Source organism: Hydromonas duriensis, assembly GCF_004363775.1.
GTDB classification, from domain to species: domain Bacteria; phylum Pseudomonadota; class Gammaproteobacteria; order Burkholderiales; family Burkholderiaceae; genus Hydromonas; species Hydromonas duriensis.
This window is the reverse complement of sequence record NZ_SNZE01000014.1, coordinates 36748-57537: the sequence shown is the minus strand read 5'-3', so window position 1 is coordinate 57537 and position 20790 is coordinate 36748. Positions and strand designations below refer to the sequence as shown.

Here is a 20790-nt window from a genome sequence, read left to right as displayed (position 1 = left end):
CGTCCTGACCAATCATTGCGTACTTTACGGTTTCAGGCTCGCAAAGTACGCGCTTGCCTTTTTTAGGAATTCAATCTCCCGCTTGCGCAAATCAAGCTCTTTATGAGCGGCTTTGAGTTGACGCTCTAATGTTTGATAGTCTTGGCGACTTGGGCTTTGGCCTTTGGTTGAGGCAGCTTTAGGATTCTTCATGGTTTCATAAATCCAGTTCGTTAATGTACCGTAGTTTATACCCAAATCTCGAGCCACTTCCGCGTAACTCAGCTCTCCTGATAATGCTAAACTCACTGCCTCAGCTTTGAATGAGTCATCGTAACGATTGCGTTGCATTTGACACCTCTCTTTTTACGTTAAAAGGTGTCCGTCAATTCGAGGGCAGATCACTCTCAAAAGATTCAGACTTCACGTACAACATGACGTTTTTTGTGAATGGAAAGATTAAAAACACAGTCAAAAACCAAACATTTAAAAATGGCTTTTCTGAGCAATATTCCATCGACCGCTCGGCGTATCCCGCATTTACGCATTTTGAAATTCATTTTGGTGTGTACAAAAAGTCCTTGCCGAACCAAGCCTTAAACGGTAAAAACATCATCGCCACTTTGTACAGCCAAGCAACGCCAAGAGATTTGACTAAAATTCAACTGGGTTTCTATCCGTCTGTGACTCAATGGAAATACCGCGAAGGGCTGGTAGCCAGCCCGCGCGACAATGGTAAGATTAACAATGTCATCCATGTCGCCCCTGTACTGCCGCTGTTGGTGGCGACAGCTCCTAATTACCTCATGGATGGACAAGACCGAACCTCTCATAAAGGCATGCGGTTTGATGCGCCTTGGCACGATCCAAGTGTAAACGACATGTCAGAGCAACAGTGTATTGAATCATTCAAGCAGATGTTTGAACGGGTTAAATTGGCGCTTTTACCCGCTCACTATGATATGCGCGGGGTGATTGATGCGTTACGCGATAGGTTTTTAACCAATAAAAATTATGAGTCCGCACCCTTTGTAAATGGGGTATTAAATAAAACCATGGCTACGGATAAAAACTTCACTTCGTATCGAAATCGAGTGATTTGGGGGGTGATTAAAGTTTTTAAACAAAATATTCATTGGAAAATTAATGAGTTTAAAAAGGGGAATGTTTTTAAGAGTAAAAACCAGAATAAAAAAGATAATAATGGAACCCCAATAAAACTAAGTAATCCCGCTTTTGCTGAAAAACCGTATAACATTTTTAATGGCTTATTGATTTGCATTGACACGGTGGCTTGGGCTGAAGTGCATTTAACCGAATACGCGCCACCTGATGAAAGCGGGCATTGCAAAATGAAGTTTAAGTTTGAGCTTTGGGACAACTTCGGGTTTGATGATGAAGATGTCAGAAAGTATGGCGAGAGAAAAGGACTTGCTTGGTTTTATGAGTCTGAGGGTACGTTATTGCAACATGCCGTTGCACTTAGGGCTAGTGGTCGGTTTAAAAATCTCGAGCCACTTCCGCGTAACTCAGCTCTCCTGATAATGCTAAACTCACTGCCTCAGCTTTGAATGAGTCATCGTAACGATTGCGTTGCATTTAACACCTCTCTTTTTACGTTAAAAGGTGTCCGTCAATTCGAGGGAAGATCATCTGATCGAGTTGATGTTTAATATAATAAAAACTAGATTACTATTTTAATTAAAGAAAGGCTTAAGCCTTTCCACAATGTGTTGCAACTCATCCATTGGCATGATGTTGCTTTGGTAGGCTCGCTGTGAGTTGGCGATGGCTTTGGCATTGAAATCTTCGCGGTGGGTGCTGTCGTGATGTAGGTGGAACAAGGGCACGTCCATAGACGACCACGGGATGCCCAGTCTTTTGGAACGGTAAAAAAATTCGTTGTCTTCACCGCCCCAGCCGATGAATGTTGTGTCCATCCCGCCGACACGAATGTAGGCCTCACGTCTAAAAATAAAAGCGCCGCCCATGCTGCTTTCGTACAGCAAGACGGAGTCTTCGTTGAGGTGATTTTTGTCAATGCCTGTAAAAACATCATAAGATGGGTTGTCGACAAAACGTTGTTTGGTTTCGCCCGCAATATTAATGGCGCCAAAATAGGGCACGAGTACATCATTGTTTTTGGTGAACATGATGTTGTAAACGCAGCTGCTCAGTACGCTTGGATTGGGTATGCAGTCCACATCTAAAAAAAGCAAGGCTTCGCAGCGGCTCAATTTTGCACCTAAATTGTACAAAAAAGCTTTTGGAAATGGTCCCGCGCTGTAAGTGAAGACATGTTGTACGCGTGGGTCGGCCACACGATGCCAGTTAAATTTTGGGGCGGTATCTGATTCCATCAGCCAAATCGTATAGTCTGTGTACGTTTGGCTGAAGTGGCGCAGTACTGCGTATAGATTCTCTTCACGCTCGGCTGTATTGCCACGAAAAGACATGATGACATCAATATTGTGCAGTGAAGTGGTGTTCATAATCAATCAATGACTTTGAAGTTTAAGGTTGAGGTTTATGCCACAAAAAATTGACGCAATTCGTCCGCCAAGGCTTGCAGTTGCTCAATGGGCATGTGTTCGCTTTGGTTGCCCAGTTCGACATTGGGCATCGCTTGCTCTCGCCAGCCATCACGGTTTGGGCTATCGTGATTGAGGTGGAACAGCGGCGTGCCTAGAGATGACCAACGTAAACCGAGGCGGGTGGCGCGATGGAGCAGTTCACTGTCTTCGCCGCCCCAACCTTTAAATTGCATGTTCAGTCCGCCAACTTTGATGAAGTCTGTGCGGCGAAAAATAAATATCCCGCCCGCATTGCGTTCGTACAAAATACTGGTTTCTGGAACCAGTGCATTTTTATGGATGCCATTAAACAGCTCGTAACGAGGGTCTTCAAGAAAGCGTTTCTTGAGCGCGCCTTCAACATTAATCATTTCCCAGAAGGGGCATAAAACGTCGTGTTGTCTAAAGTGAATCAATTCGCTTACCGAGTCTCGCACGTTTTTGGGCTCAGCGATGCAGTCAACGTCATTAAAAATTAAAATTTGGCTTTGACTTAATTTGGCGCCCATGTTGTACAGCATGGCTTTGGGAAAAGGCCCTGAATTTGGGAAAAAAACATGGCGCACTTTGTTGTCAGACAAACGTCGCCAGTCAAATTTTGGTGCGGCATCGGCTTCCATGAGCCAAATGGTGTAGTCGGTATAAGTTAAGTCAAAGTGACGCAATACCGCGTATAAATTGTCTTCGCGTTCGGGCGTGTTGCCACGATACGACATGATGACATCGGCATTGAGTAGCGAGAATTTTTCGGTCATTTGAGTTCCTGTTTACAACGTGTCAGTCTAAAAATTGTATTTGTGGCAACATTGTTTTATCCTCATCATTTAAAGCGCGTTTGCGCAAAATGATGGTTTGTGTGTCAATGATGCGAGGGGTGCGTAAAGCCAAGTCCCAATCGTTATTGTTCTCTTGCAAGAATTGTGTTCCAGAACCATGATAGCAGCTGACTGATGTTCGAGTGATGTCAAAACGATGGGTATCCCAGCCGTAACGCCACCAGTCGTCGTTGATGATGTGTTTCCATGATTCTTCGTTGAAACAGCGTTTGTCATCGATGTTAGACCACGCTCCTAAAGACATGTTCAATGGAACGGTGATTTCAAGAGTGCCGCCGTCTTTGAGCAACAGCAGGCAATTGGTCAATACACGAATGGGGTCGTCAACGCGCTGAAAAACCTTGTTTGCGATGATTTTATCAAATAATTCAGGCTCAAGTTTAACTTGACCAAAACGCCATGAGGACAGGGTTTCGCCAAAAGGTAAAGGCTTAGATAAATTCAGTGGTAAATCTGGGGCAAAGTCCGCATTGGCATCAACATTGCACATGTGATAACGCCAAAACACACCTGGGCTGATTTGCATGGTGCTGGGTAGGGGCGTGTTGACCGTGACTTGGTTGCCAATGAGGGGAGGATTTTGATTGAGTTGTTCAAAATAATTTTCAATGGCGGGTTTTAAAATGTCGCGTGCTTGGCGTTTGGAAAAAATGTCAAAGCCTTTTTGTTCCAGCTCATGTCGTCGTGCATGGTCATGCACCAACTCCCAGCACAGTTGAGGCAAGTCATCGGTGTGACCATAAGCTGCTGCATGTCGAATGTCGCCTTCGATATCGACCAGCTCAGATAGCTCGGATACAACCGCTTTTTTATTCGCTAATAAATAGCCCACGCGAGCGATTTCAAAGGCTTGGATGCTCTCCAATAAATGAATATTGAGCACCACTTTGGCGCGCGCGATGTACTGGTCTCGCTGCTCGCCTGTCATGCGACCTGTGTCATCGGAGGTGACTACGCGCAAGCCTTTTGCGCGAAGGGCATCAATAACAACCGAGCGACGATGGTTGATTTCACCGTAGAACAGCACGTCAATGTCTTGAACTTCGACAGCTTGTACGCGTTGCATTTCTTTAACATAGCCCATCGGTACGTGGTGTATGTCTTGCACGCCTGCGGCTTTAAGTCGCTGCACATTGCCCGCATTGTAGTCCCAAACGTGGGTGTTAATCATTTGGCGCAGGTAGCCTGGAACGAAGCGGCCGATATTGGGGTCGGCGGGCTCCCAGTTGTAAATGATGGCACGGTTATTGGTGCAGTGCTTGATGGTTTTCCACGTCAGCATTTGTGAGCAAAATAAAATATTGAGCTCGTCCCGAAACAGCATTTCAGGCTGATAATGCACATCATAGCCCAGTGCGCGTAACCCTTCTTGGCAGGTCAAGATGCAATCTGTGAAGGCATCGTGCGCAGTGATGGTTGTGAGGTGAATTTTCGGTTTGTTCATTTGGGGTGTGGTTTCAGTCTAAAAAGCGTGCTTGGGGTAAAAGTTCTGTTTCTTCGTTTGTAAGGGCGCGTTTACGCAAAACAACATTCATCGTGTCAATCGCACGAGGCATGCGCAATGCAGAGTCCCAATCATTGGCGTTGTCTTTGAGTACGCCCATGCCATAGGGATTGTGCAAGCCAAATTCGATTGAGGCAATCTCAAGACGATGGTGAGTCCAGCCATACGTCCACCATTCGTCAAGTAATTTTTCCCATGTTGAGCTGTTAAAAGTTCGACAGTCTTCGAGTGAGGACCAGCTGTCGAGCGACAAATCCAAGGGCACGCTCAGTTCGACAATGCCGCCTTCGCTTAACAGTTCGAGGCAGTTGGTGAGGGCTTGTTGTAAGTTGCTGACACGTTGAAACACGTTTTTGGCGATAATTTTATCGAAATAGCCCTGCGTGAGCGTGGTATGACCAAAACGCCATGAATGCAAAGGCTGCTCAAAAGGCACGGGCTGGCTGATGTCAATAGGCAAATCTGGCGCAAAATTGGCATTGGCGTCAATATTGCAATACATGAAGTTCCACTTTTCCGCAGCCCCAATTTGTAAAATTTTGGGCAAGGCAACGCTGTGTTCGGGAGGATTGCCCAGCTGCGCAGGTTTGGCGTTTAGTTGAGCCAAGTAACGCTCAATCGCGGGCTTGAGTGCGTGAGCGGCATGCCGTTGTGAAAACAGTTCAAAAGCCTTGCGCCCAAGGTCGTGGCGGCGCGCATCGTCATGAATCAAGTCCCAGCACAATTGAGGTAAATCTTGAGCTTGTCCGCCGACGACGGCGGCGCGAATATCATCGTCGATGTCGGTATTGGGGGCAATTTCAGATACCACGGCTTTGCTGTTGGCGAGCAGGTAGGACACTCGAGCAATTTCAAATACACGTGCAACGTCAAAAAAATGCATGTTCAGAACAATTTTTGAGCGCGCTATCAACTCATCTCGTTTTTCTCCCGCCATCCAACCGCTGTCTTCAGTGGTGACGAGCTTTAGCCCTTTGTTGCGCATGGCTTGCAAAATAGCGGCACGTCGTTCATTGATGATGCCATAAAACAAGACGTCAATGTCTTGCTGTTCCACCTTGGGAGCGCGGCACATCTCAGGTACAAACGACATGGGCACATGGTGAATGTCGTGTATCCCTGCTTTTTTGAGCGACTCAATGTTACGCAGGTTGTAATCCCAAACGTGTGCGTTAATCATTTGTCGAAAATAACGTTGGGTGAAATAAGGCACATCGTGTGCCACTTGTTCCCAGTTGTAAATGATGATGTTATCCGCCTGTTGACTCAAGCGAGTCCAGCTGTTGAGGTGACTGATGGTTGAGTACGAACCCAGCACAATATTGATGGCATCGGGATTGAGCTGATTGTCGGCATACGTCACCTCATAGCCGAGGTCGCGGATGCCGTTCACAATGAATAATAAACATTCATAAAAGCTATATACGCCATTGAAAGTGGCGGTGACGTGAAACTTGGGTGTGTTCATGGGTTAAATAATGGGTTGAGACATGACTTGTTTAAGCAAATCATTATATTGTCTAGTGATGTCAGGGTGACCCGGCAGGTAACGGCTGATGATACTGCGCTGCTTTTGGATGTAGTCTTGCCAATTGTTGTCATGCTCATCAAAGGCGCGGAGCAGGGCTTGTGCGCCCACAGCAGCATTGTTGCCTTCGTAGTAGTAGCCCAAATCGGGGCACATGTGTGCATTGTGCACCAGCGGATAGCCTTGCCAGCACACATCAAAATAAAAATAATTAAGAGGGTTGTCCCATTGATGTGAAATCACAACATCGGTGGCTTCGGACAAAAAAAGCGGTGTTTCGTAACGTCCTAGAAAAACGGCTTTGTGTTGTTGCACAATGTCGAGTTTCAGCATCAGTGCTACGAATTCCTTGCTGTTATGAGCCAAGTATTCAGCATTGGTCACCTGCAAAATTTCAATGGCATCGGGGCGCAAACGATACGCTTCTTCCGCAATTAACGTGGGGTAAAAACAAAACTTCACCACGTCGTGATTAGGCTCCATGACGCTCAACCGTTTGCCGCGGTTTGGGCGCGGTCGATATTCGCCGTGATGCGTGAGTGATGCACTGCGGGCTTCGATAAAAACGGGGTCCCACACAAAGGGGATGACGCAGGCCTCACGACGACGCAAGGTCGAAAAGTACGATTGGCTGATATTGGCGACTTGTGGAATCATCCAAACTGCATCGTAACGCTGGTTGATGAATAAATTACTGCCCCACAGCGGGCGACCAAACAATACAGATTCCATCGCTAAAACGTACTCGACGGTACAGCAGTAAGAAATCAAACGCGTACCGCGGGATTTGATGTATTCGGTTTGCTCAGAACTGATTTGCCCACCCAGCTCAATTAAAATATCCAAATCGTCTTTGGCATCATCAAAGCTCTTCGTAGGCCAGCGGTCTAAGTCCCAAGGCAGTTGTTCGCTAATGAGCACATCGGTGGCATTAACCAAACATACGGATTGGACGCTGGGGCAATGTTTAAGCGCCTCAGTTAAAAAAACGGCATTTTGTTTGATGCCGTTATTCCACAACGACTCATTCGGCTCACGTAAGCCAATGGTGACACCGATGCGAAGATTTTGAGGGTTTGATGTTTGAGTGTACATGGTCAGTCAACGGCACGTTCTTGGTTGGCTTTGAGCTCTTCTTCTGTATATGGGCGTTTTTTCATTTTGACGCGAATGCGCTCGATGACTCGAGGCATGGGGCGCACGGCATCCCAGTTTTGACCGTGATGCTCAAACATGCTTTTGCCGTATGCTGAGTCAATAAAATAGGCCAAGTCAACGATGTCAAAACGATGGGTGCGCCAGTTTAAGTACCATGCGCTGTCACAATAATAGTCCCAAGACAGCTCATTAAAAGCTCGGACGTGTGTGGGATCCATCCATGCGCCATACGACAAATCGTATGGCACTTCGATTTCAATAATGCCGCCGTCACTGAGCAAATTCAGCATATTGGTCATGGCGGCCACGAGATTAGGAATGTGTTCTAAAACATGCTCGCACAATACGTAGTCGAACATACCATGCTTTAAGGTGACTTCGCCAAAGCGTTCTGTGACAACGGGCTCTGTTGGTAGCGGAGCCGCAATGTCTAAAATCATATCGACTTTGCGAGACTTGTTGATGTCTACATTGAAAAATTCTTCGTTGTATTTGTTACCAGAGCCGATTTGTAGTTTGCGCGGAATGTCCATGTGTATCCTTATTAATGTCTGATTAGTACTTCAAAGAGTCTTCATCGTGGGCGGCCATATAGATTGAACGATAGGGCTCACCCCAGCCGACATAATGGGTCAATAGATTGTCGCCCAATGAAAATTGCGGCGGTGTGTTGATGGTCAAACTGCTGAGGATGTTTTGCTCGTTAATCAGATTAGACTCGTACAGCTCGACAATCGTGTGGTGCTGGTCGCCTTGGTCGCTGTACACCGTCGATTTGTCTTTAACATTGACCATGCGCTCCCAAATGCGCGCCAATAATTCAATATTTTCAGGTGTGTTTCTAAAGCCCATGATGCCCGCATTGATGGGCCATGCGCATAAATCTTTGGCAAATAACAAATCGCGCCCCTCAAGCAAGGGTTCGAGTTTAATGCTTGGATTGCGGAAAATGACATCCGCATCGACCCAAATAATCCACTCATGATTGGCGATGAGGTTTTTCAGCAGCCAGCTTTTAACCCATGTGCCATTAATAGCAGGATCCAGCTCGGCTGGAATGCCACGATACACATGATAGGCGTAATGATGACGGTCACAATAGCGTTTGACATTGTGCTCGGACACGCGCGCGTAAGTGTTGATGTGATGGGTGTACAGCGTGACTAAAGCAATTTTGCTGTCAGGGTTAAAGTGACTGACTGCGTCTTCTGAAATAGCAGGGTAATCTGGACGTTGTAACAAGGGGGCGCCGTTGATGACGTGCTCATTGATGTTTTTGATAAGCAAACGCTCTAAGTTGGCATCGTGCCCAAGCGCATGAACAGCGTTATGGTCAATTCGACCGTGTTCGTCAAACGCAGGTGGCGCACCAAAATTCATGATGAAATTTTTTGTTTGCGTCCACGATGTGATGCGCCAAGTGATGTTTAAGAAGGTGTCACCAAACACCGTATTGGAAGGCATAACGTTGAGTTTTTGCAGCAAAAACTCTTCTTCGGGCAGGTCTTGTCCTGCCAAGCGACCATGCAATGCCATTAAAATATCGAACAAGGTTTGACGAATGGCGGGCGTGTTGCGCAGAATAATCATGTTGGTGAAAACCATTTCAGGCTTGTTCACCTCTGTTGGCCCTGTGATAATCATGCTGTCCATGCCGTTCATCATGTCGTCTAGGGACAGAGGATGCATCACAGTCGAGTGCTGGTCAAGCAGCATGAGCAACCCGCCTTCGGGCTGAGCCTTTAGTTGCTCTAACAACACATTGTATTTGTAAGCAATGCGCATGTAATGATGCCCTAAAAACTTGCTTTCCACCCACATGTGCTCGTAGCCCATCATTTGGCAATAGTAGCGATGGTTGCGCAAAACTTCATCGTCTTTGAAAGTGAAAAAACTGATGACTTTAGTCATGTTAGAAAGTTCCAATAAATAACTGAGCGCAGAATCATCCACGCTTTTTAAATGATGTTTAAATCAATAACAAAGAAGATGCTTGCTATTATTGACTATTCAAAGTGGTCTTGCTTGTTTTGATTGTGCACCCTTTAGTTGGCATACAAGTTCAGCAACTCGGTGGTATAAATCTCGATGTTTTCAGGGTTATTGACGTCCAGCGCATGCAGCAGCTTTTTCGCCTCGCGCTTATAGTCATCTAAACGTAAATCATGGGTCTCAAAGGCTTTAAGCAAGGCTTTGCCACCCGCTTGCGTGTCGAAATCAGGATAGTAATAGCCGTAGTCTTTGATAAAAGTTGAGTTGTGAATCAATGGGTAACCGCCATACAGTGCTTCGTAATACAGGTAGTTTTGCCCATTTTCCCAGTGGTGCGAAAAGATGCAATCGCCATAATGAGCCATATACTCGTATACTGCAAAGCGACTTTCAAAGCTGGTTAGACCGTGGTTCACAATATCCAAACGGCGTGCTAAAGCGACAAATTTGCCATTATCCTTAATGTGCAAGGTGTTTAACAAGCGCACATGCTCAAGGAATTCGGGCTTTTCTCGATACGCCTCTTCAATACTCAACATCGGGATGTAAGACGTTTTAACCATGCAGACATTCGGTTCAAAGGCACATACACGCCAGCGTTTTTGGTTGGGTATATAGCCAAAGTGCTTGTCTTTTGGCAAGGTGGCGATGCCTTTTTCAAAAAACAAAGGCGTCCACAAATGAGGTAAAAACTTCACGGGCGCGCGCGTGGTGATGCTGAAGTAATCTTTACAACTGACTTCATACTCAGGAATGGTCCATATCGCATCGTACGGTTTATCGTTCACCAACGCGGCCGATGGCTTGTTAAACATCGCGCGTTCAATGTCAATGACGTAGTCATTACCCACGCGCATCCATGCGTAACGCCCGCCTTTTTCCTTGAAAGCACGCACCCAGTTGTCATCGAGCATCGCGCTCATTTCAATGATGACATCAAGCATTTCCATTGACTGGTCAAGGCTGATGATGGGCAAGTTCATATCACTTAACATCATGGCATCGTTGGGCTTAACCCCAGCGGGGTTGACCAAATAAGCCTGCTCGACCTCGGGTGACTGTTGTAACAACTGCACCAAGAACGCGCAGTTTTGAAAAATGCCATTTTCCCAAACAGACTGAAAACCATCGCGGACATGGATGGTGACGCCAACTTTTAGTTTACGGTTGGGTTTGGTGGATTTACTCATACACGCGCTCCTGCTAAATGTTTTAGACGTTGTACAAACACACCAATGTTCTCTGGGTGGTCTGGCGCAAGCGTTTTTAAAAACTCGTTTGAACGTTTGCTGTAGTCGGCCCAAAACTCGGCGTCTTTGCGCCATGCTTGAACCAAAACCTCGCCGCCGATTTGTGCTTCAAATTCTGGATAGTAGAACCCCATACCCGCTTCTTGCATAAACGGCGAGTTGTGAACCAATGGATAGCCGCCGTACAGGGTATCGTAATACAAATAGTTTTGAGCATTTTCCCATTGGTGGGATACAACGACGTCAAATTGATGATCAATCATCCCTTCGACAAAGGCGACGCGCGGCTCATAACTGGCTTTGGAGTCCCGAGTTAAGTCCAAGTGGGAGGCCAAGCGGTTAAAGGTTTGGTGTTCTTTCATGTGAAAAGTGTTCATGGCCATCATTAAACCAATGGATTGTTTTTCGAGGCGGTATGCCGCTTCACAAGCGAGCATGGCAATCACACAATTTTTAGCTACCGAAATATTGGGTTCAAACACGGCTGCTCGCCAAGCGCGAGGCTGAGCTTGATGTTCATGAGGCTTAAAGCCGAATGCCTGTCCTTTTTCACCCAAAGTTTTAATGCGCTGCTCGATGAACATCGGCGACCAAATATGCGGCATGGTTACAACGGGTGCACGCGTGATGGTTTGCAGCATGGGGATACAGGTTTTGGCGTATTGAGGGAGCGTCCAAGTTTCTGCCCAAGGGACATCGTTAAACATTTGACCCGAAGGGCGTTCGAAAATCGCCGCTTCAATATTTGAACAGTAGGTGTGCCCAACCAAAAAGCTGACTAATTTCACACCGAGGGCGTGAACTCGGTGCAGCCATTCCACGGGCAGTTGCGCGCCCATTTCGATGACCACATCGACATCGTGGGTCACGTCATGGGGGCGTACCAGTTGTGCGTCCAGTCCACCAAACTCCAAGCCCTCTGGAATGGCATCTAAATCGCCGCCGTTGAGCAAGTACACTTTGCCAATGTCTGGGCTTTGGCGCAAGAGTTGCACTAAAAAAGCCAAGTTCATATTTAAACCATTGGCCCAAATGTTGATGTCTTTGACGGCAAAAATAGAGATGCCGATGTTGAGTTTTTTTGTCATTTTGGATACGCGTATAAAAAATCTTGGAATGTTTCTTAATATTTAGCTTTTTCGATTTTTTTAAAAATCATTAGATGATTTTAACATGTTGTATAGAATTTTCATGGGGTGAATGTTTCAAAACAACATTCGAGCATTGTTATTTCTAACTTTGGATTTTAAAGTGTGGCATTCAAACAAAAAAGACGCCTTGAGGCGTCTTTTGCGTGGAGTCTTTATTTCAACCGTGCTTTGGCGACTTCGGAGCCTAAGTCATATACGGACATCGCGTACATGTAGCTTTTGTTGTAGCGCGTAATGGCGTAAAAATTACGTGAGCCGAGTAGGTATGACGTCGGCTTGTCGCCGTTGGGCAGGTCTATCAAAGATAGTTTGATGTCTGAACGAATGTTTTCTGGTGAGCTGACGCCAAACTCTTTAATTTGTTTGATGGTCAAGCTCGGCTCAATGGGCTGCGCGAGCAGGTCTTTGATTTTTGGACTGTCGCCATCGAACTTAACGGCATACACCACATCTTGCCCTGGAATCCAGCCGCCTTTTTGTTTCAAAAAGTTGGCGACAGAACCGATTGCATCGGCTGTGCTGTTGCGTAAATCAACTTTGCCGTCGCCGTCAAAGTCAACGCCGTAGTCGCGCCAAGAGTCTGGCATAAACTGTGGGATGCCTATCGCGCCAGCGTATGAGCCTTTCACTGAGCGCAACGGCATTTTGTTGGTGATGGCGAGTACGATGTATTCTTCGAGGAATTTTTTGTACTCGTCGCTGCGGCGTGGGTAATCGAACGAAACGGTAGTCAACACATCAAATACATTGGTGTCGCCCATGTATCGACCATAAATGGTCTCGACCCCAATGATGCCGACTAAAATATATTCGGGTACGCCGTATTGCTTGGCGGCGCGCGCTAAAGTGGCCTCGTTTTTATTCCAAAAATCGACGCCCGCTTTAATGCGAATCGGTTCAATGTAGCGTTTGCGATAAGTTTCCCAGTTTTTTTTGAAGTTGGGATTCGGTTTGTCTTTTTCCAGTTGGCTCAGTACGGTGTCCATTTTTTCAGCATTTGAAAACGTGATGAGCAATTTTTCTTGTGAGTAACCGTACTTATCGCTCATCATTTTGACAAACTCTTTGACATCGCTGCGTTCGGCATAGTTATTTAAATTGGGTACTTGCACTTGAGGTGAGGTCGCCGATGAAGTGTTGTTTGTGTTTTGTGCTGTTGCGCAACCTGCAAATAACATGGTGGCAGCGAGTGCCGCTGATATTTTTTTTAAAATAGGGTTCATGAACGCATTCTCCTGAACGGGTAAAAGTACTGAAAAAAACAAGTGTATAAAAAGTTTTTATAAGTTCAATGTTGACAATAAAATCTGTTGTTTCGCATCAACTGGTGTAGCCGCTTTCGACAAATCGCAGGTGATGTGGATATGGGTAAAAGTCCTCAATATGCCCTGCGCGGATGCGCTCTTGGTGACTTTGCCAATATTTCCAGTCGAGTAATTCAGCATGATAACGCATAAAGACTTGTTTCACCTCGGGGTCGGTTAATAAAAATTTTTCAAACTCTTCTGGGAATACATCGTATTTATCGACTGAATACCACACCTCGCCCATGTCATCTTCGTCGTCGTAGCGTTTTGGAATCGGGCGGAATTTACAGTCGGTTAGGTATTCAATTTCATCGTAATCATAAAACACCACACGGCCGCCACGCGTCACGCCAAAATTTTTAAACAGCATGTCGCCTGGGAAAATATTGGCGGCGACCATGTCTTTGATGGCATTGCCATATTCGATGACCGCATTGTCTTTACGGCTCTTGTCGCCGCGTTGGCTGGCGTCTTGTAAGTACATATTTAACGGCATCATGCGACGCTCAATGTACACGTGTTTGATGATGACGTTGTCACCCTCATACGCGATTTCGGTTGGCGCCAGTTTGGTGATTTCGTCAATCAATTCTTGGGTGAAGCGTGCGTGTGGAAACGCCACATTAGAAAACTCAAGGGTGTCAGCCATGCGGCCAACGCGGTCATGCTTTTTCACCAATTGATATTTTTTTTCCACCAGCTCCTTGTCCACCTCTTTGGGCGGAGAAATGACGTCTTTAATGAGTTTAAAAACATAAGGATATGAGGGTAGGGTGAACACCAGCATGACTAAACCCTTAATGCCAGGCGCAAGGATGAAATCATCCGTGGAATGTTTTTGGTGATGTTTAAAGTCTCGATAAAAAAGAGCTTTACCGTGTTTTTGTAACCCAATCATGCTATACAACTCAGCCCTTGGTTTTTGGGGCAGGACTGTTTGCAAAAACTGAACCAGTGCGCTGGGCACTTCGCAGTCAATCATGAAATATGCGCGGTTGAAAGAAAATAAAGAACCCAAGTGCCGACCATCCAACAAAATGGTGTCCGCACATAAGCCACCTTCAGCATCATGCAAAATTGGAATGGCGAAAGGATAATTGTCATGGCCATTGATGATTTTACCCAACAGGTAACCGCCCTTGTTGCGGTAAAACAATGAGCGCACGGCTTGAATTTGAAGATTTGGTCGTGCCTCGAAAATTTTGTTTGATGACTTGCTTAAGCGCGCAATGATGGCTTGTACATCGCGAGCCAAATCCGTGAAGGGGCGGTGCATGCCCAAATCATTGAACATCGCTGTTAAGGCGGCTTGCCAGCCATCGCGGTTGGGGTAGTAGCTGCTGTAGGTGGCTGATTCGGAGTCAATGTATTCGGTTGAAATCATGGGGCGCACGAATAACATGTCATTGTTGAAATATTCGCGGTCTAGGACTTTGGTCGACACCGAGTTGAAAAAAGTTTCAGCACACTCGGGCTGGTGGTGGTTCATAAGCAATTCAACGTATTCGGTTTTGACTGAATGCCAAAACGCTTCATCGACCTTTGAAAAGTCCCCGCTTTGTTTAATCGCAGTGGCGGTGTCGTGCACGCGCTCATCATAAAAAGCGATACGCTCTGCCGCGAGTTTTTGAATTTGCGGCCAGTCGGCTTGTTCAAACGCAATTTTTGCCGCCCGTGCGCATTCGCGAAAACGAGCGTAATGGCGGTCAAAACCTTTAAGGATCTGATTGGCAAGTGTTTGCGGGCGATGTTGTGTCATGGCGTTCTGAGGTTAAGAGGGGGCGCATTGTTGAATCAAGATAGGGCAAGTTTAGCTTACTTTTTACCGATTGAGCGGGTCTGATTAAATAAATATAAACGAATAAAAAAGGGGAAACACAGAATATGTGTTTCCCCGCTTAGTTAATGACAACTTGCTAAAACATGGTCGCCATCAAACAACATTAACCACCGCTGGTATCCGCCAAGTCATTGGCCTCAAATGGATCTGCCGAGGCTTTATGATGGTCTGGAGCCGATGATTTAGTGCCTGGCAACAACTCGAAGTCAGGTACAAAGCGAACAATAGATGACCGTAAAATGTCAAAGTATTTGCGGTCACCATCAAGTTTCGCCTTTCCATCAGCGACGAGCTTATCAAACGTTGTGGCTCCGCCCATGATTTTTTCGAGTTCAGAGCGGTTAATGGTCAGCGTCAAATCAGGTTTCGCAGCTTGTTCACCTTTGATATTGGTGAGTGCGCTATTGCTTAATTCGACAACAAATTTTTCACCATTATCGGGCAGTACAAGATTCATGACAAAATTAATACCAGCCACTTTTTTGGTGTCCATGGCAATACCCAAAGAGTTTAACCACAGTTCGGTTGACATTGCCTTAATCATATCTGGACCACTTGATTTTGGAGGCACACCAGACGGCATGCCGTGACGCAACTCATAGGCGGCAGCCAAGAAGCTGTTACGTACACTTGGACTTTCTTTTTGGTAACCAATTTGCTCGAACGTGTCAGCCAATAAATCCTTGGCCTCTTGATTCTGAGGTTCGGCATAGACCAGCTTGTTCAAAATTTCCATTGCGGCCCTGTATTGACCTTTGTCGTTCAGCTCTTTGGCTTTGTTCATGATTTTCTTCGCCCCGCCCATCATTTCGACATACAGAGGCGCCGAATCTTTGGGGGAGAGAGGAATCAATGTTGCAGGATTGGCATCCCAATAGCCTAAGTAGCGATTGATAACTGCGCGGCTGTTATGCTCTTCCGAGCCGTGATAGCTATGCGCGTGCCACTTGTCTTTTAAAGAGTCAGGTACTTGATACTCATTGTGAATTTCATTGATGGTGACGCCTTGATTCGCCAAATGCAAGACTTGATTGTTCAAATGAGCATAAGCATCGCGCTGGGTGCGCATGACATCTTGGATGCGTTGGTTGCCAAAACGCGGCCACGAGTGAGAGGCAAACATGTACTCAGCTTGTGTGCCATAGCGATACAACGCGTTGTTGATGTGTTTAGACCAAGCCAATGGGTCACGCACTAAAGCACCACGGAGTGTATAAATATTGTGGATTGTGCCTGTGATGTTTTCAGCGGCCCAGAACGCTTTGAATTGAGGAAACCACGTGTTCATTTCTGAAGGGGCTTCTGTGCCAGGTGTGTTTTGAAACTCCATGGTCACGCCATCAATGGTAATGCTTTCAAAATCTTTTGCAACATACCGAGACGGTTCGATTAAGCCCAAATTGCCCGAAGCCGTATTTTTACCAATGGACTGGTCAACGTGACCAAATGGGCTGCGTGGCAGCAATACGCCATATTGGAAGAACATGCGTCGATTCATGGCATTACCCGCATACACGTTTTCAGCAACGGCATGCTCCATAAAGCCCGCTGGGGCAATAACAGGTACTTTGCCGCTTCTCACGTCTGCCTCATCCACGACACCGCGCACACCACCAAAATGGTCCGCATGAGAATGTGAAAACACAACGCCCACTACAGGTCGTTTGCCTAATTTTTCGTTAATGAAATCCAAGGCGGCTTTAGCTGTTTCTTTAGCGGTCAGTGGGTCGAATACAATCCAACCCGTGTTTGTTTTCACGAAACTGATGTTCGCCAAGTCAAAGCCGCGAACTTGATAAATTTTACCTGGGACCACCTCATATAGCCCATAAGCCATATTCAAAATAGCTTGACGCTGAAGAGAAGGGTGAATGCTGTCGAAGTTTTCACCTTCTTTTAGCAGGTAATCGTAGCTGCCCATGTCCCAAGCAACGTTGCCCGCTTCAGCCATGATTTGTTTATAAGCTGGCGCTGCAATAAAGCCTTTTTTAGCTTCTTCAAAATCCGTTTTGTCATCAAAAGGCAGTGATTTGCGTAAACCATTTTGCAACTCGATTGTAAACTTTGAGGGCATTTTGCCTTTAGGGTCAAAATGCTTACCTTCTTTTGCGCCTGGATCAACAATAATAGCCCCGCCGCCAGCAGCATGTAGGCTGTTGCTGGCGAGCAGCAGAATCAGTGGCAATGCCAACTTACTTAAGCGGATTTTGTAATCCATAATCTTCCCATTTTTAGTATAAGACATAGTTAAACCTTATTTTTAATGATTGTTTGAAACTGGAAATGCATCATAATTGATAAAATTATAAGAAATGTAATCTTTTGGTATCTTATAGCAACCGACATGGCAAAAGCAAATCGTTTTGCCCGTATGGCGTAGGCTGAACCTGAGCGCCTTGAGGTATTCATTCAAAAGAGTGATGCTTAACTGGTGATGGAAGATTCGGAAACCCTAAGATTTAAGGGCTATTTTGAGGGTGAGTTTTAATAATGCCCATAGGACATGCAAAATTCAGTTTAGAGGCGAAAGTTGTGTGTATACAACAAAATATCAAGAGAGTGAATGGATAAAAACTCATTCCGTGAATGAGTTTTTATATTGTTCAGACAAATTAGGAGAGGCTACTATCAACTTGTGGGTTTATTCATTGGCCCTAGGTTTTCTCTTTCGTCCAGAAAATGCTTTGTCATATAGCCAATTCGGTAACACGCGCAATAACTTTGCCACGACGCCCATTTGCCATGGAATCACAGTGTAAGACTTTTGTGCGTCGATGGCGGCAACCGCGCGGGAGGCAAAGTCGGTCGCTTTCATCAAAAAAGGCATGGTGTATGGGTTCTCGCGAGTCATCGGTGTGTCAATGTAGCCAGGAAGGATAGTGGTCACCTTGACTCCCGTGCCGTGCAGTTCAACGCGAAGGCTTTCGCAATATTGCACCACAGCGGCTTTAGATGCGCAGTACGCGCCCGCTCCAGGTAGGCCGCGGATGGCTGCGACACTGGCAATGCCAACCAGAGTACCTTTGCCCGCTGCTTTCATCGGCGAGATGAAGGGGTGAAATGTACTAGTGAGGGCAAACACATTGGTTTGAATCACGCGGCGAATTTGTTCAAGGTCTTCGTAAACTTCGGATAATGTGCCGACAGAAATTCCTGCTGCGGCTACAACCACATCGGGAAGCCCGTGTTTGAGCATAAAGTCATGAGCGGCCGCGTGCAATGCTTTTTCGTCGTTGACATCTAATGCGTAAATCTCATGCGAACCGACCAAGCTGTCGCGCAGGGTTTCCAGTGCATCTTGTCGGCGGCCAATGAGGGCAAGAGTCGCGCCGTTTTGTGCGAATTGTTGAGCCATCGCTAAACCTAAGCCGCTGGATGCGCCTGTGATGAATACTTTTTGTCCCATAAACTGTTCTTTCGAGGCTGATTTTTGTAAGGTGATGTGGTGAGTTATACAATAAAAAAGCGTGCAATGCACGCTTTTTTAAGGTTATCTGCGGTGTTGTTTGGTTAACGTCGGTTATTTTTTTGTGCCGCGTTCTTTTTCAATCAACTTGTTAATGACTTTTAAGGTTTCAGGTGACTCGCCCGTCATAGAAGGGCCTGCGACATATTTGCCATTGATGACGAAATTAGGAACACCATCTAAACCGTAAGCTTTAAACAAGGCGTTGGCTTTAATGATATCGGTATTCACACCAAAGGAGTTGTATGCGGCTTCCCATGTGGCTTTATCGATGCCATTTTTTGCCATGAACTCGCTGATTAAATCAGGTTTGGCCAATCCAGCACCTTCTTCGTGAATGGCGTGGAAAACTTTGTTGTCCAATTCAGCATTTTTTTTCAGCGCGGCCAATGTGTAAAAAATCTTTTGATGTTCATCCATCGGTTTACCCCAAAAAGCGGGCACACGGATGAAGTTCACGTCTGGGCCTAAGGTTTTTTCCCATGCTTGAGTCATCGACTCCATGCGGTAGCAGTGAGGACAGCCGTACCAAAAAAACTCGATGACTTCGATTTTTCCAGGAACTTGGACGGGTTGTGGGCTCGCTACTTGTTTGTAGTTTTTGCCAGGGATTAGCACCACGCCATCCGCTTTAAAATCAGCGGCAGTATATTGCGGGCCAGTGGGTGCAACTTGTGCTGCTGGTGTGGCGGGTGTCGGTGCTGTGGGTTTTGTTTCGGCTTTATTACAAGCGGTGAGCAACAAAGCAGCGGTGAGGACTGAAAAGCAAAGGGTTTTTTTGAAAAAATTTATCATGTCAAGCGTTCCATAAATAAGGGTGTTGCATTACAAAATGATAAGGTGCAAATAGCTAAAGTCAAACAAAATATCAGTTATTTGCTCGGTGAAGATGGCGGTGTTTGTAAAGTTTCGAGTTCTTGTCGCACCATTTGGTCTGCTCGAATCAGCACGTTAGGCGTGAAATTGATAACATACTTGCCATTAATGACCATCATGGGAACGGCATTTAGTTCGAAACGCATAAAAGCAGCTTGCGCCCCTTGGGTTTGTTCAGTGACCTGTTCGCTGTTATACGCTTTGCGCCATTTGGTCAGGTTGATTTTTTGTGAAACGGCCCATTTTTCGATAGCGGCGGGCGTGTTTAAGCTGATGCGCTGCTTGTGTATGGCATCAAAAACAGCAGTGTGCAAATCCAGTCGATTCAGTTTTGCCAATGTGAAATATAAACGCTGCTGTGCCGTCATGCTGTCGTTCCAGCTGGCAGGAAGGCGGATAAAGGCCACATTTTTTGGAAGTTGCGCAACCCAGTCCTCAAGAGATGGCTCAAAGGCCGCGCAATGAGGGCAGCCGTACCAAAAAAACTCAACGGCTTCGACTTGCCCTTCCGATTGAACGCGACCAGGTGTCGTCACTTGGTCAGCCTCTTGTCCGTTAGTGAAATAATCAGCAGCCACGATGGGTGCTGACTGAAGGCTTAATGCAAATGCGGTTGTGAAAAAGACGTGCTTGAGGATTTGCATGATTTTTCTCCACCGACGGGTTAGGGGGCTGTTGCAGGCGAAACCGCTTTAGGGAGGCTGGCAGGTTTGACCTCCTTGGGCACGCCACCGTCGTCTGCTTTGTTTTCAGAAGCGGGTTTTGTATCTGTTGATTTGGTCGGTGTTGACGCTTTGTTGGTAGCGTCTGTTTTGGGTTTAGCCGAGGCTGCTTTTTTGTCTGTACTTGAGATAATGGCTGCAACAGGATCTGTGGGTGGTGTTTCAACAGATTTTGCGGTGTCTTTGGTTGCACTTTGCTTTTTGGCTTCAGCGGTTGCTGCGTCATCGCCCGTTAAAGCGTTTTTATCCGAGTTTGATGTGTCCGCAGTCTTTGCGTCAGATGGGGGCAGGACGGGTGGCGGTGCGCCATACAATGGTGCGTTCGGATCGTTGGTTTGACCTGCGGCAGGCGTGAGCGTATTGGTATTGGCGTGGTCTCTGAATGGCCCACCTTTGTTGACAAGAAAAACCGCAAGCAGGGCGGCCAATAAACCCAATACAATGCCGATGCCGATATTAAGGATTAATCCACCCGCTTGACGTCCGTGGGGCAAGGTGGTTGAGTTTGATTTGTGTTTGCTTGTCGTCATAAAACAATCCGATGGTCAGAATTTAATGTGAATCTCTCGAATAAATAGCGGAGAAACTATCGTTTTTAAAAAGAATAA

At 46.2% G+C, this 20790-nt stretch carries 18 protein-coding genes; all 18 read right to left on the bottom strand.

Annotated elements, in window-relative coordinates:
• Window positions 1–24: 24 nt before the first annotated feature.
• The 18 genes from DFR44_RS07405 to DFR44_RS07315 all read right to left on the bottom strand — a co-directional run bounded on the left by DFR44_RS07405 (window position 25) and on the right by DFR44_RS07315 (window position 20712).
• The gene (locus DFR44_RS07405) at window positions 25–330 is read right to left on the bottom strand and encodes a transposase (protein WP_133620012.1); all 306 of its coding nucleotides are present in this window, start codon (window positions 328–330) and stop codon (window positions 25–27) included.
• Window positions 331–1479: 1149 nt separating this feature from the next.
• The gene (locus DFR44_RS11800) at window positions 1480–1578 is read right to left on the bottom strand and encodes a transposase (protein ID WP_133620613.1); all 99 of its coding nucleotides are present in this window, start codon (window positions 1576–1578) and stop codon (window positions 1480–1482) included.
• 98 nt (window positions 1579–1676) lie between these two features.
• Window positions 1677–2471, bottom strand: coding sequence for a galactosyltransferase-related protein (locus DFR44_RS07390; protein WP_133620611.1), 795 nt, complete (start codon window positions 2469–2471; stop codon window positions 1677–1679).
• 35 nt (window positions 2472–2506) lie between these two features.
• Window positions 2507–3307 (bottom strand): galactosyltransferase-related protein, encoded by an 801-nt coding sequence (locus DFR44_RS07385; RefSeq protein ID WP_133620609.1) that lies wholly within the window; start codon window positions 3305–3307, stop codon window positions 2507–2509.
• Between the two features lie 22 nt (window positions 3308–3329).
• Complete coding sequence (locus DFR44_RS07380; RefSeq protein WP_133620607.1) at window positions 3330–4832, bottom strand: class I SAM-dependent methyltransferase; 1503 nt, start codon at window positions 4830–4832, stop codon at window positions 3330–3332.
• Window positions 4833–4845: 13 nt separating this feature from the next.
• Window positions 4846–6360: a class I SAM-dependent methyltransferase gene (locus tag DFR44_RS07375; protein ID WP_133620604.1), complete on the bottom strand. Its 1515-nt coding sequence runs from the start codon at window positions 6358–6360 to the stop codon at window positions 4846–4848.
• A 3-nt stretch (window positions 6361–6363) separates the two neighbouring features.
• Window positions 6364–7515, bottom strand: a complete 1152-nt coding sequence (locus tag DFR44_RS07370; protein ID WP_133620602.1) for a DUF2827 domain-containing protein — start codon at window positions 7513–7515, stop codon at window positions 6364–6366.
• A gap of 2 nt (window positions 7516–7517) precedes the next feature.
• Entirely contained in the window at window positions 7518–8111 is a 594-nt protein-coding gene (locus DFR44_RS07365) for a methyltransferase domain-containing protein (protein ID WP_133620600.1), read from the bottom strand.
• 22 nt (window positions 8112–8133) lie between these two features.
• Entirely contained in the window at window positions 8134–9489 is a 1356-nt protein-coding gene (locus tag DFR44_RS07360; protein WP_133620598.1) for a glycosyltransferase family protein, read from the bottom strand.
• A 134-nt stretch (window positions 9490–9623) separates the two neighbouring features.
• On the bottom strand, window positions 9624–10760 hold the full coding sequence (locus DFR44_RS07355) for a DUF2827 domain-containing protein (RefSeq protein ID WP_133620596.1): 1137 nt from the start codon (window positions 10758–10760) through the stop codon (window positions 9624–9626).
• On the bottom strand, window positions 10757–11908 hold the full coding sequence (locus DFR44_RS07350) for a DUF2827 domain-containing protein (RefSeq protein ID WP_133620594.1): 1152 nt from the start codon (window positions 11906–11908) through the stop codon (window positions 10757–10759). Before DFR44_RS07350 ends, DFR44_RS07355 begins: the two co-directional genes overlap by 4 nt.
• Before the next feature lie 215 nt (window positions 11909–12123).
• Window positions 12124–13194: a lytic murein transglycosylase B gene (gene mltB / locus DFR44_RS07345; protein ID WP_133620592.1), complete on the bottom strand. Its 1071-nt coding sequence runs from the start codon at window positions 13192–13194 to the stop codon at window positions 12124–12126.
• Between the two features lie 97 nt (window positions 13195–13291).
• A complete protein-coding gene (gene aceK / locus DFR44_RS07340) occupies window positions 13292–15037 on the bottom strand; it encodes a bifunctional isocitrate dehydrogenase kinase/phosphatase (protein ID WP_133620590.1) in 1746 nt (581 codons plus the stop codon).
• A 184-nt stretch (window positions 15038–15221) separates the two neighbouring features.
• Window positions 15222–17336: an alkyl/aryl-sulfatase gene (locus DFR44_RS07335; protein ID WP_211336919.1), complete on the bottom strand. Its 2115-nt coding sequence runs from the start codon at window positions 17334–17336 to the stop codon at window positions 15222–15224.
• Window positions 17337–17759: 423 nt separating this feature from the next.
• Complete coding sequence (locus tag DFR44_RS07330) at window positions 17760–18524, bottom strand: SDR family oxidoreductase (protein WP_133620588.1); 765 nt, start codon at window positions 18522–18524, stop codon at window positions 17760–17762.
• A gap of 114 nt (window positions 18525–18638) precedes the next feature.
• Window positions 18639–19379 carry a thiol:disulfide interchange protein DsbA/DsbL gene (locus DFR44_RS07325; protein ID WP_133620586.1) on the bottom strand — a complete coding sequence of 247 codons (741 nt, stop codon included), beginning with the start codon at window positions 19377–19379 and terminating at the stop codon, window positions 18639–18641.
• Between the two features lie 77 nt (window positions 19380–19456).
• The gene (locus tag DFR44_RS07320) at window positions 19457–20104 is read right to left on the bottom strand and encodes a thiol:disulfide interchange protein DsbA/DsbL (protein ID WP_133620584.1); all 648 of its coding nucleotides are present in this window, start codon (window positions 20102–20104) and stop codon (window positions 19457–19459) included.
• Between the two features lie 20 nt (window positions 20105–20124).
• On the bottom strand, window positions 20125–20712 hold the full coding sequence (locus tag DFR44_RS07315; protein ID WP_133620582.1) for a hypothetical protein: 588 nt from the start codon (window positions 20710–20712) through the stop codon (window positions 20125–20127).
• Window positions 20713–20790: the final 78 nt, after the last annotated feature.